Below are 21861 nucleotides of genomic sequence, written 5' to 3' on the forward strand. Positions count from 1 at the left end.
CGGTGGGTCAGCTAAGTGATGTTTCAACTGACACTCAGCCATCGGGGGCAAGCCCCCTCCCACATTTGCTCACTGATGTCTGTGAGAGTGCGGTCTCAAAAAAAGACTGATCAGTCCCTGCTTGGGACCTTTTACAGCGAAGGGCTGACCTGCTCCAGCGCCCGATCCACCAACAACTGCCCCAACTCGGCCATTTGCTGGATCCCGAGCAAGATGGCGCGCTGGGAAGTGTCCAGGTCGAAGGCCAGGTTGCAGGTGAGTGCGTTGAGGGAGGACAGGGTTTCGCTGGCGTTGAACAGCAGGGTTTCGGTGTTTTGGTGGGGGTTTACGGTGAAGAGGTTTGCGGGAGGATTGGGGGTAGGTTTGACCATGATTTACAACGCCGATATGTGATGGAGGCTGCGCTCTTTCGCTTGCACGCGAATTAAGGTGGCAGCGGTGCGCCGGTGTGCAAGACCGGGCATATCGGACCCCGGCAGACCCCGAAGGATCTCCCACGCACAGCCGCCACAACAAATACAGCAGGCATAAAAAACACCCGCTGAATGGCTATGGGCGTTGGTGCGCCGAAGACTAGGCGCGCGGACTGCACGCGACAAGTTCATGCACGGCCCAAAATCGTGCAGGAAAAATCCGAAGCCAGCAGGCCTACAACCTCATGTCGATGCTCACAGCCCCCAAAGCTTCAAGCGGGTAGCTGCGGTACTCATAAACCTCCCCACGGACAATGAGGTGGATGACTCCATCCACCTGGTTCACTTGCACATCAGGCTCTTTGGTTTTTAGAAATGGATGTGCCGAGACCAGTGACGTGAGTATTTCGTGATCATTACGCAGGTCCTTATGCACGTAGTACCTGTAGGAAAAGCCCACCGTCGCGCCGCCCTGCCCGTCACGCGCACCATAAATTGAGCTGCCATTGCCCAAGGAGTGCTTCAAAACCACTTCGTCCAGGTCAGGCGTACCGGATGACATGATCCAATTGCCCCCGATGTATATCAGGCAGGCCACCAGAAGACAGTTACGCAGGACCGGCAAGAGCCCCTTAGTAGCCCTGAGAAATTGCATACTCAATCCCCCTCTTTATCCAATATTGATCTTGGGGATCATCGCCAAAAGGGTCACCGCCCCACCATGATCCAAACTCCGGCTTGGTGGTTTTTGCGAATGTTTGAGCGACGCCGGCTGCCCGCAACAGAACATGCTCGGGAATGCCGAGTACCGTACCTGTAGCACCATAATTGAAATTACCAAAAGCTTCGTACTGACGCCCTCGCTTCTTGTAGTTCCATGGACCGGCTGCACGAACCTGGGAATAAAACCACGAATAGGCGAATGCCGAACCGGGCTTGAGATGAGTGCCCTTGCACTTGGCTGTCGCCATGTTTTCAAGTATTGAAACACCAGGCGGCATTAACGGTACGATCATTTTCGGGGCCTTGGTGGCAGTGAGGAGCGTAGAACTTAGCCACCGCGCTCAGGCCTGGAAACCCGATAAATCCAAATGCAGAACTCGCCGACAATAACCGCACTCCATTCCTACAAGATGTTCAGGTTGTTGCTCGGAACCTGTCTCTCTAGCCTTTTTTCGTCCAAGCCCACCACGGGCGACCATCGTGAATCCGAACTCTAAACCCAATCTGCGTATGCACAACCCACCTCACCCAGGCGAAATTCTGCTTGAGGATGTAGTCCCGGCCCTCGGTATTGCTATCACCGAAATGGCCAGGCGCCTTGGCTTCGCCCGCGATACTTTTTCAAGGATCTTGCATGGCCACGCCCCCGTAAGCCCGGACCTTGCCGTCCGGTTGGAGCGAGTCGGCGTAAGTACTGCGCAGTTATGATTATCGATGCAAAGCGCCTACGACTTGTGGCAGGCCGAGCATCGGGAGCAGCCGATGCTTGAGCCGTTTGCGCGGATTGATTAAGGAAAAATCCGACCGGACGCTCAACGTGCCATGACGTTAACCACCACATGCAAAATGAACGCAGGCCCGTAACAAGGTTTCCCCTGTTCATCCTCGATTCTCCAGACTGAAGCCACCGTACAAGTCTCCCTGGGTGCTGCAAATTCCACACTGATATGCACCGGCTGGCCCGGCAGCGTATCGGCAATCGGGAGCTCGCTGTGCAGGCTGCGCAGATGAATATCCATCACTACCTCCAACTGGCCTTGTGGATCTGCGCGGCGGGCAATAACGTATTCCCCATCAACACGCACCAGTCGTCGCCCGCGCCAGGGTCGTGTGCCCAGGTTCTGAATCTCCCAGGTTTTCTGAAAAACTTCCCCCGGCAACACGACGGTTTGATCAGGCGTCGTGACATCGGCATTGAACACCGCAACGTCCTCCGGATCATCAATACCTGCAGCCCGATTGGTGGTAGCCATTGAGCACGCATTACCGGGCGCACCTGTCAGGTCAGCGAAGTAGCGAAACAGCAGCAAGGGAGAAACCTGCAATGCCTTCGCCAGCTTGATCAGCGTGCGCACCGACGGGTCCCTGGAAGCTCCAGCCGATAGACCGTACAGGTAGGTTCTGGAAATTCCCGCCTCCTTGGCCAGCGCAGTCAGGGGCTTGCCCAACTCTCGGCTGCGCCGTGCAACCAGCGACCTGAGGGTATCTCGCGTTCTTATATTCATACGAAGTTTGCGGTTCCCATTTTTAGGTGAACGTCATTTCTTTGTCCGCCAAAAAAGACAACCTGTCCGCCGCCACGTGTCTTGAACCATGCACACTCGCCGCCTGCTGGCGAAGTTGTGAAGGACATGGATGGGGCCCTTTTAGTCAGTCATATCCAGTGTCGTAGTTTCTCGCCTGCTTGCGAACCCAGTGTTTGTTGCATTCCTTTACATCTACCTTTGGATATAGCCATGAACCACATCAAAGCGTGCTGTAAATCCGTTGCTCAAACAGGCTTTGGCACCCTGCAAATATCAGAAGCGATGCTGCTGGATTACAAAAAAATCGTTGAGGGATACTCCGCAATATCGCCAGCCACCAAGGCCTCGTTTTCCTTCGCGAAAGACACCGATGGATTTTTCCCCTTTGGCGCTGAGTACTCGAGCCTTGAGGATCAGCCAGACCTGTGTGAGCGATTTTGTTACTGGCCTGCGCATTCATCAAAACGAAGAGCGTTTGAATTCACACGAAGTGAATTTTTTGCCGCCGTTAATGCTTTTGAACAACAGATCAGCGAGCTTGCCCAGGAATTGATGGACGGAATTTGCGCGGAGTTTGGAGCCACTTCGTTGAACTCTTTGCGTGCAACGTCCTATCTGCAACTGTGTGTCTATGGAGCTAATTCCGGGTCGGATCAGCGCCAGTTTGCTCAGGACCCTCATGAGGATGGTCATCTGTTGTCATTTATCAAGCCGACTCGTGATGGCCTCGTCCTGGTTCGAGGCAGCTCGCTGGAGCCGGTACGCCTCTTGGAGAACGAGGTTGCAATCTTGGCCGGATCGTTACTGACTGACCTCTCAGACTATGCAATTCCCGCTGCATACCACGCGGTTCTGACTCCTCGGAGACCAATGCCACGCAGCTCTCTCATTTACTTCGTCAACCCTGATGCAGAGCAGGAACTGAGAGGCTTTTTCCGCCACCAGCCGATCGACTTGAAAAGCGCCGCCAACGCGCGCCATACCGGTTTCGGTAATCAACCCCTTCAATTGAACTGATACCCAGGCGGTCGAGCACTTCATGACTCCAGACCTCAACGTCTTTTATCTCGAAGGTCTTCTACTGGGCATCGGACTGTTCGCCGCTCCTGGACCGAAGGACACCCTGGTTATTCGCCAGGGTGTCAGTCGCAGCCCTGTCTGGGGTGTGGTGGCGGTATGCGTGTTCGCCGATATCATCCTCATCGCTCTTGGGGTCATGGGCTTGGGCTCGTTGCTCGGCAGCAAGCCAGGTTTGGTGGCGTTACTGCTGCTGTCGGGAGCGGCCTATCTGTTGTGGTTTGGCTGGCAGCGGTTATTGGCTTGTGTGCGTAACCAGTCGATGCCAGATACTCAAAGCAACCTCACCTCACAGCGCGGATTACTGCGCACGGCGGTGATACTTGGATTTGCCAATCCGTATGCTTGGCTGGATACCGTGGTGCTAATTGGCTCTATTGGTGCGGCAAAGCCCGTCAGCCAACAAGCGTTCTTTGCCGGCGGAGCAATGACCGCGTCGCTGGTATGGTTTGTGGTTTTGGCGTTGGGATGCCAAAGGTTGACGGGGCTATTTCGTTCGGCAAAGGTCTGGCGTTTGTTGGACGCCGGCGTGGTGATTTTGATGGTGTACCTCGCGGGTATGCTGATTGCTGATTTTCATCTGCTGCAGCGTCTCTGAACGGGAAACCGCCCTCACCACAGGGGCCTTTCATTTCTCATGGAGAATGCGCCACTCAGGCCAACCCGGACTCCACCAGCAGCGCCTCAAGCCCCATCAAATCCGGCACCTTCGCCACATGCTCCCCCACCTGCACCGCTGCCAGTTCCAGCGGGCACAGCGGCACGTCCACATAGCTCAACTCGCTATCGAGCTTGTACGACCGCGGAATACCCTGGATCACCAGCGCAATAAACTTCAACGTCGTCCGCCCGCCCAGCGCATTCAACACCACGATCCGCGAGCGTTCGCCGGTCACGCTGGCCTCGCCGCACACGGCTTCGAAACTGATCAACGGAATCTGCCGATCCCGCCACGTCACTTGCCGCAAATACCACGGCGGTGCGTCGCTGGCCGGTTCGCCGCGTTGGAAGTCGATCAACTCGGCGATGGCGACGTTGGGCAGTACCAGGTGACGGTCGGCCAGGGGCAGCAGCAGGCCGGTGAGTTGGCTGGTGCGGTGGTCAAGCATGGGACTTGCTCCAATAGGCGATGCTTTCCAGCAGCACCGACTCTTGATACGGCTTGCCGAGGTATTCGTTGACGCCGATCGCCATGGCGCGGTCGCGGTGTTTCTGGCCGGTGCGGGAGGTGATCATGATGATCGGCAGGCGCATCAAGCGCGGGTCGTTGCGCACTTGCGTGGCCACTTCAAAGCCGTCCATGCGCGGCATTTCGATGTCGAGCAGCATCAAGTCCGGGGTGTGTTCTTCAAGCACAGCCAGGGCGTCGATGCCGTCTTTGGCAGTGAGCACGTTCATGCCGTTGCGCTCCAGCAGCCGGCTGGTGACTTTGCGCACGGTAACCGAGTCGTCCACTACCAGCACCAGCAAGGGGCGTTTTTTCAACGGGTCGTTGAGGATCAGTGGCGCATCCACCGACTGCGCCGGCAAGGCCGGTTGGCGGGCGCGGATATGCGCCAGCAAGTCGATAATCAGCACCACGCGGCCGTCGCCGAGGATGGTCGCGCCGGACAAGCCTTGCACCCCCGCGAACTGCGGCCCCAGGCCCTTGACCACGATTTCCCGCGTGCCGGCCATGGCATCCACATGCACCGCAACACGCCGCTCATTGCACTGCACCAAGAGCACCGGCACCGGCTGGTACTGGCCCAGCAGTTTCGGACGGGCCACGGTATGCAGCAGGTCGCCGAGGTAAAACAGTTCGTAGCGCTGGCCTGCGTATTCATAACGCGGCGGATCTTGCTGGTAGTGCCCCGCCAGCTCATGGGGCAGCACACGCACCAGCCCTTCGATGGTGTTGAGCGGGATTGCGTATTGGTCGTCGGCGCATTGCACCATCAGCGCGCGGTTGACCGACACGGTGAACGGCAGACGAATCCGAAAATGCACGCCCTCGCCCGGCGTCGACTCAATGAACATCGAGCCGCCGAGCTGGCGCACTTCTTCATGCACCACGTCCATGCCCACACCACGCCCGGAAATCTGCGTGATCTTTTCCGCAGTGGAAAACCCCGGCTGCAAGATGAACTGCAACACGTCGCGGTCGCTGATCTCTTGATGAGGGGCGAGCAACCCGCGCTTGATCGCCTTGCGCCGCACCGCTTCGAGGGGCACGCCGGCGCCGTCGTCGCGCATGTCGAAAACGATATCGCCGCCTTCGTGGGTCAGGTCCAGGGTGATGCGGCCCTTTTCCGGCTTACCGGCCAGCAGCCGCACATCGCGGGACTCCAGGCCATGGTCGACGGCGTTGCGCAGCATGTGCTCCAAGGGCGCCGCCATGCGTTCAAGCACGTTGCGGTCCATCTCACCCTCGGCATTGCCGACGATGAATTCCACGTCCTTGCCCAACTCGCCCGCCACCTGGCGCACGATGCGTTTGAGGCGCGGCAACATACGCTCGAACGGCACCATGCGCGTGCGCATCAGGCCTTCCTGCAACTCGGTGTTGATGCGTGCCTGTTGCTGCAACAGGTCGTGCGCATCCTCGTTGCGACGGTCGAGGGTGTCCTTCAGGTCGAGCAGGTCGGAGGCGGATTCGGACAACGCGCGGGACAGTTGCTGCAACTGCGAATGGCGGTCCATCTCCAACGGATCGAAGTCTTCGTAGCCCAGGCGTTCGGCCTCGGCCTGTTGGCGGCTGAGAATGCGACCTTGGGTTTCGGTGTCGAGGCGGCGCAGTTGATCGCGCATTCGCTCAATGGTGGTTTCCACCTCGTTCAACGCAATGCGCGCGTCGTTGACCTGCTGTTCGATGCGGCCACGGAAGATCGAGGTTTCACCCGCCAGATTGACCAGGTCGTCCAGCAGGTCGGCGGAGATTTTCACCATGTCGGCGGTAGGATCAGCGACCGCTTCGGCCTTGCCTGCGGGCAACGCCACCGGCACCACTGGCTCTACGCTGGGGTGCACCAGGCTTTTGATGCGTTCGATGAGCTTGTCCACGGAGCCCACCGGCATCCCATCCGTCACGGCGTCGATCATCTGCGCCAGGCGGTCATGGCAGCCTTGCAGCAGCGCGAACAGCTCAGCCGACGGCGCGAGCAAACCGGCGGACAGCCCTTCGTACAGAAACTCAAGCTCATGGGCCAAGTCACCAATCGGCCCGATCTCGACCATGCGCGCGCCGCCCTTTAGGGTGTGCAGGTCGCGCAACAGGGTTTCGACTTCCTGGCGATTGTTCGGCTCGGCCTGCCAGCGCAGCAACGCGCTGCCCGAGCTGTCGAGAATGTCGGCCGCTTCTTCGAGGAAGATATCCAGCAATTCCGGGTCGGCGCCCGCCGTTTCAGGCGCTGGCGCCTGGGTCGCGGGCGTACTGCTCTGTCGCAGCTCCCGAAGCTTGGCAACCAGCTCGACGCTGTCGCTCAAGGGCTGGTGGTGGTGCAGTTCTTCCAGCTGCAAGGCCAGGTGTTCATGGCTGGCCATCAGCACTTGAGACAACTCGGCGCTGTAGCTGTAGCGACGGTCAACCAGGCCTTCGTAAAAGCATTCCAACTCATAGGCCAGATCGCCCACCGGGCCGATTTCAGCCATGCGCGCGCCGCCCTTGAGGGTGTGCAGGTCGCGCTGCAACGAGGACAACGGTGCAGCGTTTTCGGGCTCCAGCAGCCAGCGCTTGAGGGACTGCCCGGCGCTGTCGAGAATGTCCACGGCTTCTTCGAGGAAGATCTCGACGATCTCATCGTCCATCGCCGTTTCATGCTCCAACTGCGCGGTGGCGGCACCGAGTTCAGCGATGCTCAGGGCGCGGTTACCGTCACTTTTGATCAGGCCGGTGGCGGACGGGTCCAGGGCTCCGTCCAGCAATTCGCGCAGGGCCTCGACCCGTGCCGGGGCCAGGCTGATTTCCTGCCCGGCGGCCAGTTGGTCAAGCATGTTGATCAGCGCTTCATGGGCCTGTTCGGCCTCCCGGAAAAACCGCTCGCTGACGGCCAGACTGCTCTCTTCCACCGCGCCATAGAGGTCGAGCAAGGCTTCGCACAGTTCGTCGATAGGGTGCAGGTCGGCGATGTGTGCCCCTTCTCCCAGCGTGGTCAGTTCATCCAGCAACGCCGTGAGTTCCTGGCGCTCGCCGGGGTGCTGTTGCCAACGACGCAGCAGGCTTTCGGCGTCGAGCAGGATATCCATGCCCTGGGCCAGGAAGTTGGCGATCAGTTGCGGGTCACGCTTGATGCGCAAGCCGGTGTTGGGCGCGTCGAGCAGCGTTGCCAACTGATGGTCAAGCAGGGCTTGGGTGCGGCCAATCAAATCGGCCGCGCCCCTGATCGGCACCAGAGGGTCGCGATCCAGTTGGCGTAAGCCACGCTGGAACAGAGCTTCGGCTTCCAGCAGTAACTCCACCTCGTCCAGGTCCAGCGGCAGACGATGGGCCTTGTATTCGCGTGTCAGGTGATCCAGTGGGCGCACCAGCTCGGCAATCGGCAACACGCCGGCCATGTACGCACTGCCCTTGAGAGTGTGCAGCGCGCGTTGCAGCTCATCGCTGACCTGCAGCGGCACATGCTCGGCGGCCTGTTGCAGGAAGTGGTTGAGGCTGTCCAGATGGCTCTGGGCTTCGTTGCGGAAAATTTCCAGCAGCATCGGGTCGTGGGGTTCGCCAGCAGATAGGGCGCCGCCGCTGGCATAGGCGTGGGCGCGAGCGGCCAAGGCGTCGACCTCGTCGCGTTGGTGTTGGTCGTCCGTCGCAAAGTCGGAGATCAACTCCGGCAGCAGGGCCACGGCGTCATCCAGCACCTGCTGGATCTCGGGGCCTAGGGCCACACTGCGTTCCAGCACACGGTTCAGCAGGTTTTCAACAGCCCAGGCCAACTCGGCCAGGACCAGGGCGCGCACCATGCGACCACTGCCTTTCAACGTGTGGAAAGCGCGGCGCATTTCGCCTTGGGCGGTTTTGTCCGCGCTGTTGGGCAGGTGGCGGTGCAGCACTTCGAGAACTTCGTCAGTCTCTTCAAGGAAGACTTCGCGTAGTTCATCGTCGATAGGCGCTTCATCGGCTGGCGGCGGCAGCAGACTACCGGGGCGTTGCAGGGCCGGCGGATTGAGGCGCGAGGTAGGGTTGGCCAGTGCGTCGAACTGCGACTGGCTGGGCGTGACCTCGCTCGACAACGCACCATCGGGAGCGACCAACGCCTGGCGCCAGGGTTTCTCGGCGGGCAGGTAGCCCAGCGTCGCCAGGCTTTGGGTGGCCAGTTCCAATACCCGTTCACCCGCCGCGTCGGGGTCTTGGAGCATGCGTTCGAGGTAGTACTCCAAGCTGCTGATCACATCGGCAAAATGCTCCAGTTGCGCCTCTGCCGGCGGGCCTTCGTTGACCATCAACTGCTCATCGACGTAGTCGGCGCACCCGCGCATCAGGCTCGCTGCACGCGGTAGCGGAATCATCGCCAACGCGCCACGCACCTGGCTCAGCAACTCCGGCAGCGATTCCAGGCGCCGACGGTCCCAGTCGGCTTCCATGCAGTCGATCACCAGTTCTTTAGCCTGCTTCAGGCACTGGCAGCACTCACGGATCACCAACTGGTGAATCTGGGTCAGGTCGGTAGTGGGCAGGCGGCTTTCTTCGCGGCTTTCCGGCTCGACGGTGCCGGCCATTCCCGCCAAGGTGGCTTCGACGTAGAGCAGCGCGCCAGCGACATCCATCAGCACGGCGTCGTTGGGTTCGCGTTGGCCTTGGGCCAGGCTCAGTACTACCGCAAGCTGGTCGATGATGACTTTGCGCGGCTGACCGAACCCCAGCACCGCCAAGGTATCGGCGATCTGCCGCAGCGGCGCCAGCAGCGCATCAAGGTCGCTGGTGTGTTGGCGGTCGCTGCGCACGAACAGGTCGAGGCGTTCCTTGACCCGCACCAGTTCCTCGCACAACGCACCGAGCACTGAGCCCATGGCATTGCGGTCCGGCCCGGCCAGGCGGGCGCGCTCGGCGTCGACCACCGTGCTGTCGGGCAAGGCTTCATCCAGGCCGTATCGCTCTTTCAGGCTTTGCATGCGCGGCGTTGGCCGGGTGACTTTAGCGACGTAGAACAACAGGCTCTTGAGCAACTCATCCGGCGCAGATTGGTTGATGCCGCCTATGCCCTGGGCGAGCAGGCGCTTGAGTTGTTTGTCACTGGCCTTGAGCAAGCTGCGCAAAGCCGGGCTGTTGGCGACCACACCGGTGAGCATGCCCTCGACCAGCGCCGAAGCCACTTGCCACAACGGCAACAACGGCGCGCCCTGGCAGAGGGCTTCGAGGCGTGCGAACACCCGCGCCATGTCTTCCAGATTGCTTGGGCCGTGGTCTTCACGCAGCAACCCGGCCAACGCCTGTTGCAGCAACTGGTGCCATTGACGCAGTTGCTCATGCAGCTCAGGCGGCGCGCGCTGGGTCAGGGTTTCATCGGGCAGCGGCGCGATCGACAGCAATTGTGGGCTGAACAGGCTGGTTTCCGAGAGCAGGCTTTCACCCCGTGCGCTGCGTAGGTCGTTGAGCAGCGGCAACACCACCAACGGCAGATCGCGGCGGGCGCTGTGCACGCGGTCGAGGTACAGCGGCAGTTGGCCGAGGGCCTGTTGCAGAAGACGGATGCTTTCATCGCGCTGACTGACCCGCCCGGCCTTTAGCGCAAGGGCCAGTTCTTCGATCTCTTCGGCCAGCAGCGCTGCGCCATAGAACTCGACCATTTGCAGCGCACCATGCACCTGGTGGATACCGGCCAGGCATTGGCTGATCACGTCATCGTCATGGGTTTCGACAAACGCATCCAGCGCCGAACGGGCCTGTTTCAGGGTTTCGGCAATGTCGCCCTTGACCCATTCGAGGGCCACGTAGTCGTGCCGATCAACCATAACTGCTCCGCTTAGAATTCGTGGGTTGCCTGGATCTCCAGACAGATGGAGATCACATGTGGGAGGGGCGGTGCGACGATTCGACTTGCCCCCTCCCACACTTTGACTGCATTTCAATCATCAACCTGTTTGGCCGCAGGCAAGGTGAAACCCGAGACCGACCTGCGCAACTGGCTCGCCATCTTCGCCAAATTGCCGATGCTTTCGGCAGTGGCGGTGGAACCCGACGACGTCTGCGTAGTGATTTGCTGGATCACGTTCATGGTCAGGGAGATCTGCCCTGCCGAGGACGTCTGTTGCTGCGCCGCATTGGAGATGCTCTGGATCAGCGCCGCCAAGGTCTTCGATACGCCTTCGATCTCTTCCAATGCCACGCCCGCGTCTTGGGCCAGCCGTGCACCGCGCACCACTTCGGTGGTGGTCTGTTCCATGGAGATGACCGCCTCGTTGGTGTCGGTCTGGATCGCCCGCACCAGGGTTTCGATCTGCCGCGTGGCAGCCGACGAGCGCTCGGCCAATCGCTGCACCTCATCGGCCACCACCGCAAAACCGCGCCCGGCATCCCCGGCCATGCTCGCCTGGATGGCGGCGTTGAGGGCGAGGATATTGGTCTGGTCGGCGATGTCGTCAATCAGGCTGACGATGTCGCCAATCTCCTGGGACGATTCACCCAAACGCTTAATACGCTTGGCGGTGTCCTGGATCTGTTCGCGGATGTTGTCCATGCCGTGGATGGTGTTGTGCACCACCTCGTTGCCCTTGTTGGCGATCTCTACCGAGCGCTCCGCCACTGCCGAAGATTCGGCGGCGTTGGCCGACACTTGGTCGATGGATTGGGCCATCTGGTTGATCGCGGTGGAGGCTTCGGCGATCTGCTGGGCCTGATGCTCGGAGGCCTGGGCCAGGTGCATGGCAGTGGCCTGGGTGTCTTGCACAGCACCGGCGACCTGGCCGGCGGTGAGGTTGATCGTCGCGACCAAATCGCGCAGTTGGTCCACGGAATAGTTGATCGAGTCGGCGATAGTGCCGGTGAAGTCTTCGGTCACCGAAGCCGTCACAGTGAGGTCACCGTCGGCCAGGTCTTCGATTTCATCCAGCAAGCGCATGATCGCGTTTTGGTTGCGCTCGTTCTTCTCGGCAGTCTCGTGCAGTTGGCGGTTGGTCTCACGCACCATCACCAGGCCAATCAGGATGATCGAGGCCAGCGCCAACAGGCCCAGCACATACCCGCCGATGGTGTCGAAACTGCGCCCGCTGGCGAGGTTTTCGAACCCGATAGCCAAGTGCGAGGCTTCATCAAGCAGGGTTTGCGACAGGTTGAAAATATTGCTCGCCGAGGCACGCACCTGGAACAGCTGCGGCGAGGTTTCGAGGATTTCATCCACGGAGCCAGAGACAAATTCGAACAGCTCGGCAATGTCCGCCAGCCGCGCGCGGGCATCGTGGTCTTCGACTTGGGTGATGCGCAGCCCAGGGTTGCCGTTGAGCATGCCATTGAGGACCTGACCAAAGCGGGCGGCATCACGGCCAAAGGTGTCGGCGGCCTGCGCGGCGGTTTCGTCGCCGGCCAGCACGGTGTTGACCGCACCCAAGATACGTTCGGCCAGCAGCGACTGGCGTTGGGCCAAGGCCACCTGGCTGGCCGGGGCGCCACGTTGCAGCAGGATGTCGACGACCTTCTCCGACTCCATCTGCAATTGCGGCACGGTTTCAGCGAGGGTCGCAGCCACTTGATGCAGGGACAGTACGGTCTGCTCGCTGGCGAGGATCGCGTCGGTGTTTTTCAGCAGCGCTTCCCAATCGGTCTGCACAGCACGCATCTCGGCACGGACCGCACTGGGTGCCGCGGGCAAGCCGGTTTGCGGGTCGCCTTTTTTCAGGTAGCCCCAGCGCTGGGCAAAATCGTTTCGCGCATCTCCCAACAGCTTGAAAGCAGCGGCCTTGCCAGCGGCGGCTTCGGTGGCGTTCTTGGCAATGCGTTGGGACAGCACTCGCAGTTCACCGGCGTGGCCGATGTACTGTTTGTCGTAGGTAGACTGGGTGTTGAGGTACGCGAAGTTGGCGAACAGCAGCATGATGAACACGATCAGTGCGATAAACAGCACGATGATCTGTGAACGGCTGCGCGAGCCGGCCTGGGGTTTGGGCGTGGTAGCGGTGGTCATGCGGCGACATCCATGAAGCCTGGGGCCTGGGCCAGGGCGAAGGGGCTGAAGACCTGCCACAGCGGATCACCCTCGAAGTGACCCTGGATAAACGGCGCGCCAGGGCTGGTGTTCGCCAGCAAGGCGTCTTGTGCAAAATGCTGCATCCCCACCACCTCATCCACCAGCAGCCCGACAAACAGATCGTTGTACTCCACCACCAGCACCCGCCGTTGCTTGCGCGCCTTGGACAGCGCAAGGCCGAGGAAGCCACCCAGGTCCATCACCGGCAGCAGGCGCCCGCGCAGGTTAGCAACCCCTTTGACCCAGGCCTTGACCCCAGGCATTAAAGTGCAACGTGGTTCATGCAGGACTTCGGCTACTTCGCCCATGGGCGCCACATACCAATGTTGCCCCAGGCGAAAGCCGATACCGCTCCAGCGTTGCAGGCGGGTTTCCTGGGACGGCAGGTCGGCGGCCAGCAGGCGGCAGCGGCGGTCGATGTCCAGCAGCAGCTCAAAGGCGGTTTGCGACTCGGTCATGATGGCGTGCCGTCAGCCGGCCAACACCTTGTTCAGGGTGGCGATCAAGGTTTCTTCGTCCACAGGCTTGGTCAGGTAGTCCTTTGCACCCTGGCGCGCGCCCCAGATCTTGTCGGTTTCCTGATCCTTGGTGGTGATGATGATGATCGGGATGCCGTTGGTTTCCGGCTCCTTGGACAGTTGGCGAGTAGCCTGGAAGCCATTGAGGCCAGGCATCACGATGTCCATCAGCACTGCGTCGGGCTTTTCCTGGCGAGCCAGGGCCACGCCGTCCGCACCGTTCTCGGCCTTGAGGACTTGGTGGCCGTGCTTTTCCAGCATGCCGGTGAGTTTGTACATTTCGGTCGGCGAATCGTCGACGATCAGAACACGTGCCATGGTTTTCCCCACTACATTGGTCGGCGCCGGCCCTCGTGGGGCGGCGTCAGTGTGCTTGTTCTACTGCGGCGAACCCCGGCACATAGGCCTTGATTGCACCCAGCAGTTCTTCCTTGCTGAAAGGCTTGGTCAAAAACTGATCGACACCCACGATGCGCCCCTTGGCCTTGTCGAACAGACCGTCCTTGGAGGACAACATGATCACCGGAATCGACTTGAACGCCGGGTTGTTCTTCACCAGGGCGCAGGTCTGATAACCATCCAGGCGCGGCATCATGATGTCTACAAAGATAATGTGCGGGTGATGATCAACAATCCGCGCCAGGGCATCGAAACCGTCGATGGCCGTAATGACCTCGCACCCCGAGTTCTTCAACAGCGTCTCGGCGGTGCGGCGGATCGTTTTCGAATCGTCGATCACCATCACTCTCAAGGCGTTGGAATGCTGTTCCATATCTGCTCTACCATCGCCACAGCGAGTCGGTTTTCGGTGTGTACTGCCTGATGTTGCACAGGATGATCGCCGCAGGCCTTGGATTTCAAGGGCTGCTGCGCTGTGGCAGTCTTTTTAGCACAGTCTCGGAGAGCAATCTATCGAGGCACCCGCCAGGTGGTTTTTCCTTGACCCACAACAGCCGCAGCGCCACTCTGACGCCACTTTTATGCGCCCAATTTGCTAGAGGAAATCCCCCATGAGCGTTCGCGTCGGCATTGTCATGGACCCTATCGCCAGCATTTCCTATAAAAAGGACAGCTCGCTGGCCATGCTTCTGGCCGCCCAGGCCCGCGGCTGGACCCTGTTCTATATGGAGCAGCGCGATCTGTACCAGGGCGACGGCGAGGCCCGCGCGCGCATGCGCCCGCTGCAGGTGTTCGCCAACCCGGAAAAATGGTTCGAGCTTTCGGACGAAATCGACAGCCCCCTGAGCGACCTGGACGTGATCCTGATGCGCAAGGATCCGCCGTTCGACATGGAATTCGTCTACTCCACCTATCTGCTGGAGCAGGCCGAGCGCGCCGGCGTGCTGATCGTCAACAAGCCGCAAAGTCTGCGCGACTGCAATGAAAAGCTGTTCGCCACGCTGTTCCCGCAGTGCACACCCCCGACCGTGGTCAGCCGCCGCGCCGATGTGCTGCGTGAATTCGCCGCCAAACACGGCGATGTGATCCTCAAGCCGTTGGACGGCATGGGCGGTACGTCGATCTTCCGTCACCGCGCAGGCGACCCGAACCTGTCGGTGATCCTGGAAACCCTGACCGCCCTGGGCACCCAGCAGATCATGGGCCAGGCTTACCTGCCGGCGATCAAGGACGGCGACAAGCGCATCCTGATGATCGACGGCGAACCGGTGGACTACTGCCTCGCGCGTATCCCGGCGGCAGGCGAGACCCGAGGCAACCTGGCGGCAGGTGGGCGCGGTGAAGCACGGCCTTTATCGGATAAGGATCGCTGGATCGCTAGCCAAGTTGGCCCGACCTTGCGGGAAAAAGGCCTGCTGTTTGTAGGCCTTGACGTAATTGGTGAAAATCTCACCGAAATCAACGTCACCAGCCCGACCTGTATTCGCGAGATAGACAATGCATTTGGCACGAACATCGGCGAAATGCTGATGGCCGCCATTGAGCGCAAGCTCGCAGCCAAGTGATATAGAACAGCCGGACACACACCAACATTGCGTTATCATGCGCCACCTGTGAAACGCGCGATGTTGGTTCTTTTGTCATGACACTCCCGTCCGATCTGCCCCCCGAACTCTCCCACAGCGGCGTGCGCCCGGCTGATCGGCTCGGATTTACCCTGTTTCTGGCTGCCTTGATTCATTTGGCCTTGCTCCTTGGCGTGGGCTTCACCATGGTCGAACCCAAGCAGATCACCAAGACCCTGGAAATCACCCTGGCCACGTTCAAGAGTGAAAAGAAGCCCGAGAAGGCAGATTTTCTAGCCCAGGACAATCAACAGGGCAGCGGCACCCTCGACAAGAAAGCCATCCCCAAGACCACCGAACTGGCGCCGTTCCAGGACAACAAGGTCAATAAAGTCACGCCACCTCCTGCGCCGAAGCCCGAGGTCAAGCAGGCTACGCCCAAGCCTACGGTGGCCACCATCGCACCCAAACCGCAAAAAGCCCCGGTCCAACGCGAAAAAACCAAGACCGAGCCGCAGCCGGAGCCCGTCAAACCGGCGCCTACCTTCGACAGCTCGACCCTGTCCGACGAAATCTCCAGCCTGGAAGCCGAACTGGCTAACGAACAGCAGTTGTACGCCAAACGCCCACGCATCTACCGCTTGAATGCCGCCTCGACCATGCGCGACAAAGGCGCCTGGTATAAAGACGAGTGGCGTAAGAAGGTCGAGCGCATCGGCAACCTCAACTACCCAGAAGAAGCGCGGCGCCAGCAGATCTACGGCAACTTGCGTCTATTGGTATCGATCAACCGCGACGGCACCTTATATGAAGTGCAGGTGTTGGAGTCCTCCGGCCAACCGCTGCTGGACCAGGCCGCCCAACGCATCGTGCGCCTGGCCGCGCCCTTTGCCCCGTTTACAGGCGACCTGAATGACGTGGACCGCCTGGAAATCATCCGTACCTGGAAGTTTGCCAAGGGCGATCGGCTCTCCAGCAACTGATCAGACATGTCCTGCCACAGGTAACTCCAGCTTGTCAGTTCGCCCCTCCAACGCCACACTAGCGGACATGAAAAATGTCAGCCCGACCTACCTCAAGCACCAATTCCTGATCGCCATGCCCCATATGGCCGACCCGAACTTTGCGCAGACCTTGACCTACATCGTCGAGCACACGGCCAATGGTGCCATGGGGTTGGTGGTGAACCGCCCGCAAGCGCTGAACCTGGCCGATATCCTTGAGCAACTGCGTCCGGAGATCGATCCGCCGGCCCGTTGCCAATCGGTGCCGATCTACATCGGCGGGCCGGTACAAACTGATCGCGGCTTTGTACTGCACCCGACCGGGCCGACGTTCCAGGCCACGGTGGACCTGGACGGTGTGTCGCTGTCCACCTCCCAGGACGTGTTGTTCGCCATCGCCGACGGTGTAGGCCCAGAGCAAAGCGTTATCACCTTGGGGTACGCCGGTTGGGAAGCAGGGCAACTGGAGGCCGAACTGGCCAGCAATGCCTGGCTGACCTGCCCCTTCGACGCCGACATCCTGTTCAACACGGCCAGTGAACTGCGCCTGGAAGCGGCCGCCGCCAAGTTGCGGGTCAACCTCAGCCTGCTGACCAGCCAGGCGGGGCACGCCTGATGGCCTTGCGTCTGATCCTCGGTTTTGACTACGGCACCAAACAGATCGGCGTAGCGGTCGGCCAGGTGATCACCGGCCAGGCCCGCGAGTTGTGCACCCTCAAGGCCCAGAACGGCATACCGGACTGGAATCAGGTCGAAGCCCTGATCAAGGAATGGAAGCCCGACGCGGTGGTGGTCGGCCTGCCCCTGAACATGGACGGCACCCCCAGCGAGATGTGCCTGCGCGCCGAAAAATTCGCCCGTCGCCTCAATGGTCGTTACAACATCCCCTTCTATACCCACGATGAACGCCTGACCACCTTTGAAGCCAAGGGTGAACGCCGCGACCGTGGCGGCCAGAAGGGCAGTTACCGCGACAACCCCGTAGACGCCATCGCCGCCGCCTTGCTGTTGCAGGGCTGGCTGGACGAAAACACCGCTTTATTTGAATCCTGACTGACGCGGCTTGCCGCGTCTTCTTACGTTTGAGCCCGGAACTTGCCTACAGCAAGGCCTTGAAGGAGCCACCATGAGCCTGCCCAATCCCGCCGAACTGATCAGCCAGATGGCATTACGCCTCAAAGCGCACCTGGAACACCGCGGAATCAGCGAACCGCGCTTTATCGGTATTCGCACCGGCGGTGTGTGGGTCGCTCAGGCGTTACTGGACGAACTGGGCAGCGACTCGCCACTGGGCACCCTCGACGTGTCCTTCTACCGTGATGACTTCAGCCAGAACGGCCTGCACCCGCAAGTGCAGCCCTCGGCCCTGCCGTTCGAAGTCGAAGGCCAGCACCTGGTGTTGATCGACGACGTGCTGATGAGCGGCCGTACCATCCGCGCCGCCATGAACGAACTGTTCGACTACGGCCGCCCGGCCAGCATCACGCTGGTCTGCCTGCTGGATCTGGACGCCGGCGAGTTGCCTATCAGCCCGGATGTGGTTGGCGCGACCCTGTCGCTGCAAGCCCAGCAACGGGTAAAATTGTCCGGTCCAACGCCGCTCGAACTCGAACTGCAAGACCTCGCCCTTTAAACCGCCTTGTAAAGAGTCCCCGCGATGACGCCTCTAGATGCCAAGCGCCCGCTGCAGCTCAATGCTCAGGGCCAGTTGCAACACTTTTTGTCCCTCGACGGTTTGCCCCGCGAACTGCTCACCGAAATCCTCGACACCGCCGACTCATTCCTCGAAGTCGGTGGCCGGGCGGTGAAGAAAGTCCCGTTGCTGCGCGGCAAAACCATCTGCAACGTGTTCTTCGAAAACTCCACCCGCACTCGCACCACCTTTGAACTGGCGGCCCAGCGGCTGTCGGCCGACGTGATCACGCTGAACGTGTCCACTTCGTCGGCGAGCAAGGGCGAAACCCTGCTCGACACCCTGCGTAACCTGGAAGCCATGGCCGCCGATATGTTCGTGGTGCGCCACGGCGACTCCGGCGCCGCGCACTTCATCGCCGAGCACGTGTGCCCGCAGGTAGCGATCATCAACGGCGGCGACGGCCGTCACGCCCACCCGACCCAAGGCATGCTCGACATGCTCACCATCCGTCGGCACAAGGGCAGCTTTGAAAACCTATCGGTGGCCATCGTCGGCGACATCCTGCACTCGCGGGTAGCACGCTCGAACATGCTGGCCCTGAAAACCCTGGGTTGCCCGGACATCCGCGTGATCGCGCCGAAAACCCTGCTCCCCATCGGCATTGAGCAGTACGGCGTGAAGGTCTACACCGACATGGCCGAAGGCCTCAAGGATGTAGACGTGGTGATCATGTTGCGCCTGCAACGCGAGCGTATGTCCGGTGGCTTGCTGCCGAGCGAGGGTGAGTTCTACCGCTTGTTCGGCCTGACCACCGCGCGCCTGGCCGGCGCCAAACCGGATGCCATCGTGATGCACCCGGGTCCGATCAACCGAGGGGTGGAGATTGAGTCGGCGGTGGCCGATGGCAACCAGTCGGTAATTCTCAACCAGGTGACCTACGGCATCGCCGTGCGCATGGCGGTGTTGTCCATGGCCATGAGCGGGCAAACCGCGCAACGTCAATTCGAGCAGGAGAACGCCCAGTGAAGCTCAGCATTCTTGGCGCTCGCGTTATCGACCCGGCCAGTGGCCTGGATCAAGTCACCGATCTTCATCTGGAAGCCGGCAAGATCATCGCCATCGGCGGCGCCCCCAGCGATTTCACCCCCAGCCAGACCATCGACGCCAAAGGCCTGGTGGCCGCGCCTGGGCTGGTGGACCTGAACGTCGCCCTGCGCGAGCCGGGTTACAGCCGTAAAGGCAGCATCGCCAGCGAAACCCGCGCCGCTGCGGCCGGTGGCGTGACCAGCCTGTGCTGCCCGCCGCACACCAAGCCGATCCTCGATACGTCGGCCGTGACCGAATTGATCCTCGACCGTGCCCGCGAAGCTGGCAATTGCAAAGTGTTCCCCATCGGCGCCCTGAGCAAAGGTCTGGAAGGCGAACAACTCGCCGAATTGATCGCCCTGCGCGACGCTGGTTGCGTGGCCTTCGGCAACGGTCTTGAGAGCTTCCGCAGTACCCGCACCTTGTGCCGCGCCCTGGAATACGCGGCCACCTTCGATCTGCCGGTGATCTTCCACTCCCAGGACCGCGACCTGGCCGAAGGCGGCTTGGCCCATGAAGGCGCCGTCGCCAGTTTCCTCGGCCTGCCGGGTATTCCGGAAACCGCCGAAACCGTCGCTCTTGCCCGTGACCTGCTGCTGGTGGAACAAAGCGGCGTACGCGCGCACTTCAGCCAACTCACCAGTGCCCGGGGCGTGGCCCTGATTGCACAGGCCCAGGCTCGCGGTCTGCCGGTGACTGCGGATGTGGCGCTGTACCAATTGATCCTCACGGATGAAGCGCTGATCGACTTCTCCAGCCTGTACCACGTGCAACCGCCCCTGCGCACCCTGGCCGACCGTGACGGTTTGCGTGCCGCGGTCAAATCCGGTGTGGTTTCGGCGATTTCCAGCCACCACCAGCCCCACGAGCGCGATGCCAAGCTCGCACCGTTTGGCGCGACCGAGCCGGGGATCAGCAGTGTGGAGCTGTTGCTGCCACTGGCGATGACGCTGGTGGAGGATGGCCTGCTCGACTTGCCGACGCTGCTCCAGCGCCTGAGCGCTGGCCCGGCCGAAGCCTTGCGCCTGCCGGCCGGCAACTTGGCCGTGGGTGCCGCAGCGGATCTGGTGCTGTTTGACACGGCCAGCTCCACGGTTGCCGGGGAGCACTGGCTGTCCAAGGGTGAAAACTGCCCGTTCATCGGCCATAGCCTGCCGGCGAGCGTGCGCTACACCTTGGTGGATGGGCGCATCAGCTACCAGGCCTAAAGCGGGCACGCAAAAAAAGTGGGAGGGGGCTTGTCCCCGATAGCGGTGGATCAGTCAGCTCATTTATTGCTGACCCACTGCAATCGGGGGCAAGCCCCCTCCCACATTTAGTTCTCTATAAAGCCTGAGAAATCAGCGTCCCCCGTTGCGCTCTGCATTGCGGATCGAAACCTGGGTATTCAACGTCCAGAAGTCATACAGCACCCCCACCAGGAACAAGCCACCGGTCAGCAGGTAGATCAGGCCGGTGATCCATTTGCCCTGGTACATGCGGTGCACGCCGAACACCCCCAGAAACGCCAATAGAATCCACGCCACGTTGTATTCGATGGGACCGGCGGTAAAACGCAGGTCGGCTTCACGGTCCATGGCCGGGATCAGGAACAGGTCGATCAGCCAGCCGATACCCAGCAGGCCAAGGGTAAAAAACCAAATCGTCCCGGTGACAGGTTTGCCGTAATAAAAACGATGCGCGCCGGTAAACCCGAAAATCCAGAGCAGGTAACCGATCACCTTGCTGTGGGTGTCTTGTTGCGGCCCAACCTGTTGATAGGTGTTCATGACGTACCTCTTTTGCTTCGATAGATAAATTTTTTCATTTTCTTTGTGACTTTTTTACGGGCGCCCGACGTACGGCAAATGGTATCTTCACTGCCCTGAAAGCCTTATGCCACCTGACCTGTGTAGGACAATTGCGGCGAATCGTCGCGTATTTCCTGATTTTGACGTCAAGGTTCAGTCGACAAACGGCCTGAGAACGACACAAAAAGCTGTTATAAAGTTGCGCGCAAACCCATAAGAGCCACGCCTAATGCGACCATTTTTAAAGACATGGCTAACCATTTGCCTATTAATGCCATTGGCCGCCCACGCCACCAATCGTGAGCAACGACTTCCGAACGTTAACGGTTTCACCCCTAAAGTCCACAGCACGCCAAGCACTGCCAAATCGGTAAAGCCGACCGTCAGCCGCCCGACTCAATTGAGCAAGGCGCACGGTAAAGCAGTTCCCGGCCTCGTGGCAGTCAACACCAAGCAAAGCAGCAACGTCCTCAGCCGCGCCGTAAACGTGCTCGGTACACCTTATCGTTGGGGCGGCAGCAGCCCAAGTAAAGGGTTCGACTGCAGCGGCCTGGTGAAATATGCGTTCAACGACGTAGCCGCCGTGGATCTGCCGCGCACTTCCAATGCCATGGCCGCCGGCCACGGGCAGAAGGTTGATCGCAAGGACCTGAAACCAGGTGATCTGCTGTTCTTCAAATTGAAGAGCCGCCAGGTCAATCACGTTGCCATCTACTTGGGCAATGACCGTTTTATCCACGCACCGCGTCGTGGCAAGTCGGTCAGCATCGACACGTTGAAAAAGCCGTTTTGGGACAAGAACTACGTGATTGCCAAGCGGGTTCTGCCGAAAGAGCAGAACACCTTGCGAGTGGTTCAACGCTGATTTCAAGCTGAAATGCAGTCGTCAATGTGAGAGGGGGCTTGCTCCCGATCGCGGTGAATCAGTCAGTTTATCTGTACCTGACCCACTGCAATCGGGAGCAAGCCCCCTCC

At 60.4% G+C, this 21861-nt stretch carries 21 protein-coding genes and 1 pseudogene; 11 read left to right on the forward strand and 11 right to left on the reverse strand.

Annotation, left to right across the window (positions count from 1 at the left end; translation table 11 throughout):
• Positions 1-131: 131 nt before the first annotated feature.
• The 3 genes from G9Q84_RS04575 to G9Q84_RS04585 form a co-directional block, all read right to left on the reverse strand.
• Positions 132-371 (reverse strand): DUF6124 family protein, encoded by a 240-nt coding sequence (locus tag G9Q84_RS04575; protein WP_181642958.1) that lies wholly within the window; start codon positions 369-371, stop codon positions 132-134.
• A 277-nt stretch (positions 372-648) separates the two neighbouring features.
• Complete coding sequence (locus G9Q84_RS04580; protein ID WP_032884113.1) at positions 649-1068, reverse strand: hypothetical protein; 420 nt, start codon at positions 1066-1068, stop codon at positions 649-651.
• Positions 1046-1429 carry a polymorphic toxin type 44 domain-containing protein gene (locus G9Q84_RS04585; protein ID WP_241149729.1) on the reverse strand — a complete coding sequence of 128 codons (384 nt, stop codon included), beginning with the start codon at positions 1427-1429 and terminating at the stop codon, positions 1046-1048. Before G9Q84_RS04585 ends, G9Q84_RS04580 begins: the two co-directional genes overlap by 23 nt.
• A 211-nt stretch (positions 1430-1640) precedes the next feature.
• Here G9Q84_RS04585 and G9Q84_RS04590 point away from each other — a divergent pair.
• Positions 1641-1928 (forward strand): annotated as a pseudogene (locus G9Q84_RS04590) (HigA family addiction module antitoxin).
• Positions 1929-1948: 20 nt separating this feature from the next.
• Here the strand turns inward: G9Q84_RS04590 and G9Q84_RS04595 are convergent.
• The gene (locus tag G9Q84_RS04595) at positions 1949-2584 is read right to left on the reverse strand and encodes an NBR1-Ig-like domain-containing protein (protein WP_242461392.1); all 636 of its coding nucleotides are present in this window, start codon (positions 2582-2584) and stop codon (positions 1949-1951) included.
• A 288-nt stretch (positions 2585-2872) separates the two neighbouring features.
• Here G9Q84_RS04595 and G9Q84_RS04600 point away from each other — a divergent pair, with 288 nt between their 5' ends.
• Positions 2873-3679, forward strand: a complete 807-nt coding sequence (locus tag G9Q84_RS04600; RefSeq protein WP_032884115.1) for a 2OG-Fe(II) oxygenase family protein — start codon at positions 2873-2875, stop codon at positions 3677-3679.
• Positions 3680-3701: 22 nt separating this feature from the next.
• Positions 3702-4337, forward strand: coding sequence for a LysE/ArgO family amino acid transporter (locus G9Q84_RS04605; RefSeq protein ID WP_032884116.1), 636 nt, complete (start codon positions 3702-3704; stop codon positions 4335-4337).
• Positions 4338-4392: 55 nt separating this feature from the next.
• Here G9Q84_RS04605 and G9Q84_RS04610 read toward each other — a convergent pair whose 3' ends face one another.
• The 6 genes from G9Q84_RS04610 to pilG form a co-directional block, all read right to left on the reverse strand.
• The gene (locus G9Q84_RS04610) at positions 4393-4848 is read right to left on the reverse strand and encodes a chemotaxis protein CheW (protein ID WP_032884118.1); all 456 of its coding nucleotides are present in this window, start codon (positions 4846-4848) and stop codon (positions 4393-4395) included.
• Entirely contained in the window at positions 4841-10660 is a 5820-nt protein-coding gene (locus tag G9Q84_RS04615) for an Hpt domain-containing protein (RefSeq protein WP_181642959.1), read from the reverse strand. Before G9Q84_RS04615 ends, G9Q84_RS04610 begins: the two co-directional genes overlap by 8 nt.
• 113 nt (positions 10661-10773) lie before the next feature.
• A complete protein-coding gene (locus tag G9Q84_RS04620) occupies positions 10774-12825 on the reverse strand; it encodes a methyl-accepting chemotaxis protein (RefSeq protein ID WP_032884120.1) in 2052 nt (683 codons plus the stop codon).
• On the reverse strand, positions 12822-13346 hold the full coding sequence (locus G9Q84_RS04625; protein WP_032884121.1) for a chemotaxis protein CheW: 525 nt from the start codon (positions 13344-13346) through the stop codon (positions 12822-12824). The genes G9Q84_RS04620 and G9Q84_RS04625 overlap by 4 nt, the downstream gene beginning before the upstream one ends.
• Positions 13347-13358: 12 nt before the next feature.
• Positions 13359-13724 carry a twitching motility response regulator PilH gene (gene pilH, locus G9Q84_RS04630; RefSeq protein WP_014720320.1) on the reverse strand — a complete coding sequence of 122 codons (366 nt, stop codon included), beginning with the start codon at positions 13722-13724 and terminating at the stop codon, positions 13359-13361.
• A 46-nt stretch (positions 13725-13770) separates the two neighbouring features.
• Entirely contained in the window at positions 13771-14178 is a 408-nt protein-coding gene (gene pilG, locus G9Q84_RS04635) for a twitching motility response regulator PilG (RefSeq protein ID WP_095185125.1), read from the reverse strand.
• 238 nt (positions 14179-14416) lie between these two features.
• Between pilG and gshB the strand changes: the two genes are divergently transcribed.
• The 7 genes from gshB to G9Q84_RS04670 all read left to right on the forward strand — a co-directional run bounded on the left by gshB (position 14417) and on the right by G9Q84_RS04670 (position 20304).
• Complete coding sequence (gene gshB / locus G9Q84_RS04640) at positions 14417-15370, forward strand: glutathione synthase (protein WP_032884123.1); 954 nt, start codon at positions 14417-14419, stop codon at positions 15368-15370.
• Positions 15371-15447: 77 nt separating this feature from the next.
• Positions 15448-16353 (forward strand): energy transducer TonB, encoded by a 906-nt coding sequence (locus G9Q84_RS04645; protein WP_032884124.1) that lies wholly within the window; start codon positions 15448-15450, stop codon positions 16351-16353.
• Positions 16354-16420: 67 nt separating this feature from the next.
• Positions 16421-16990, forward strand: coding sequence for a YqgE/AlgH family protein (locus tag G9Q84_RS04650; protein ID WP_032884125.1), 570 nt, complete (start codon positions 16421-16423; stop codon positions 16988-16990).
• Positions 16990-17427: a Holliday junction resolvase RuvX gene (gene ruvX, locus G9Q84_RS04655; protein WP_099601691.1), complete on the forward strand. Its 438-nt coding sequence runs from the start codon at positions 16990-16992 to the stop codon at positions 17425-17427. Before G9Q84_RS04650 ends, ruvX begins: the two co-directional genes overlap by 1 nt.
• 73 nt (positions 17428-17500) lie before the next feature.
• Entirely contained in the window at positions 17501-18007 is a 507-nt protein-coding gene (pyrR, locus tag G9Q84_RS04660) for a bifunctional pyr operon transcriptional regulator/uracil phosphoribosyltransferase PyrR (RefSeq protein WP_095185129.1), read from the forward strand.
• 24 nt (positions 18008-18031) lie between these two features.
• On the forward strand, positions 18032-19036 hold the full coding sequence (locus tag G9Q84_RS04665; protein ID WP_015886339.1) for an aspartate carbamoyltransferase catalytic subunit: 1005 nt from the start codon (positions 18032-18034) through the stop codon (positions 19034-19036).
• A complete protein-coding gene (locus G9Q84_RS04670) occupies positions 19033-20304 on the forward strand; it encodes a dihydroorotase (RefSeq protein WP_181642960.1) in 1272 nt (423 codons plus the stop codon). The genes G9Q84_RS04665 and G9Q84_RS04670 overlap by 4 nt, the downstream gene beginning before the upstream one ends.
• Positions 20305-20436: 132 nt before the next feature.
• Here the strand turns inward: G9Q84_RS04670 and G9Q84_RS04675 are convergent, their stop codons facing one another.
• The gene (locus G9Q84_RS04675; RefSeq protein WP_027606088.1) at positions 20437-20865 is read right to left on the reverse strand and encodes an NINE protein; all 429 of its coding nucleotides are present in this window, start codon (positions 20863-20865) and stop codon (positions 20437-20439) included.
• 250 nt (positions 20866-21115) lie between these two features.
• On the opposite strand from G9Q84_RS04675, the gene G9Q84_RS04680 reads away from it, so the two are divergent.
• Positions 21116-21751 carry a C40 family peptidase gene (locus G9Q84_RS04680; protein ID WP_032884130.1) on the forward strand — a complete coding sequence of 212 codons (636 nt, stop codon included), beginning with the start codon at positions 21116-21118 and terminating at the stop codon, positions 21749-21751.
• The last annotated feature ends 110 nt before the right edge of the window (positions 21752-21861 follow it).

Source organism: Pseudomonas sivasensis, from assembly GCF_013778505.1.
Lineage (GTDB): Bacteria > Pseudomonadota > Gammaproteobacteria > Pseudomonadales > Pseudomonadaceae > Aquipseudomonas > Aquipseudomonas sivasensis.

Excerpts from the sequence above, each read along its gene's own strand:
- ruvX (WP_099601691.1), top strand. The coding sequence starts at position 16,990 with ATGGCCTTGCGTCTGATCCTCGGTTTTGACTACGGCACCAAACAGATC.
- G9Q84_RS04605 (WP_032884116.1), top strand. The coding sequence starts at position 3,702 with ATGACTCCAGACCTCAACGTCTTTTATCTCGAAGGTCTTCTACTGGGC.
- G9Q84_RS04575 (WP_181642958.1), bottom strand. The coding sequence starts at position 371 with ATGGTCAAACCTACCCCCAATCCTCCCGCAAACCTCTTCACCGTAAAC.
- G9Q84_RS04645 (WP_032884124.1), top strand. The coding sequence starts at position 15,448 with ATGACACTCCCGTCCGATCTGCCCCCCGAACTCTCCCACAGCGGCGTG.
- gshB (WP_032884123.1), top strand. The coding sequence starts at position 14,417 with ATGAGCGTTCGCGTCGGCATTGTCATGGACCCTATCGCCAGCATTTCC.
- G9Q84_RS04665 (WP_015886339.1), top strand. The coding sequence starts at position 18,032 with ATGACGCCTCTAGATGCCAAGCGCCCGCTGCAGCTCAATGCTCAGGGC.
- G9Q84_RS04680 (WP_032884130.1), top strand. The coding sequence starts at position 21,116 with ATGCGACCATTTTTAAAGACATGGCTAACCATTTGCCTATTAATGCCA.
- G9Q84_RS04675 (WP_027606088.1), bottom strand. The coding sequence starts at position 20,865 with ATGAACACCTATCAACAGGTTGGGCCGCAACAAGACACCCACAGCAAG.
- G9Q84_RS04625 (WP_032884121.1), bottom strand. The coding sequence starts at position 13,346 with ATGACCGAGTCGCAAACCGCCTTTGAGCTGCTGCTGGACATCGACCGC.
- G9Q84_RS04620 (WP_032884120.1), bottom strand. The coding sequence starts at position 12,825 with ATGACCACCGCTACCACGCCCAAACCCCAGGCCGGCTCGCGCAGCCGT.
- pilH (WP_014720320.1), bottom strand. The coding sequence starts at position 13,724 with ATGGCACGTGTTCTGATCGTCGACGATTCGCCGACCGAAATGTACAAA.
- G9Q84_RS04585 (WP_241149729.1), bottom strand. The coding sequence starts at position 1,429 with ATGATCGTACCGTTAATGCCGCCTGGTGTTTCAATACTTGAAAACATG.
- pilG (WP_095185125.1), bottom strand. The coding sequence starts at position 14,178 with ATGGAACAGCATTCCAACGCCTTGAGAGTGATGGTGATCGACGATTCG.
- pyrR (WP_095185129.1), top strand. The coding sequence starts at position 17,501 with ATGAGCCTGCCCAATCCCGCCGAACTGATCAGCCAGATGGCATTACGC.
- G9Q84_RS04650 (WP_032884125.1), top strand. The coding sequence starts at position 16,421 with ATGAAAAATGTCAGCCCGACCTACCTCAAGCACCAATTCCTGATCGCC.
- G9Q84_RS04580 (WP_032884113.1), bottom strand. The coding sequence starts at position 1,068 with ATGCAATTTCTCAGGGCTACTAAGGGGCTCTTGCCGGTCCTGCGTAAC.
- G9Q84_RS04610 (WP_032884118.1), bottom strand. The coding sequence starts at position 4,848 with ATGCTTGACCACCGCACCAGCCAACTCACCGGCCTGCTGCTGCCCCTG.
- G9Q84_RS04615 (WP_181642959.1), bottom strand. The coding sequence starts at position 10,660 with ATGGTTGATCGGCACGACTACGTGGCCCTCGAATGGGTCAAGGGCGAC.
- G9Q84_RS04600 (WP_032884115.1), top strand. The coding sequence starts at position 2,873 with ATGAACCACATCAAAGCGTGCTGTAAATCCGTTGCTCAAACAGGCTTT.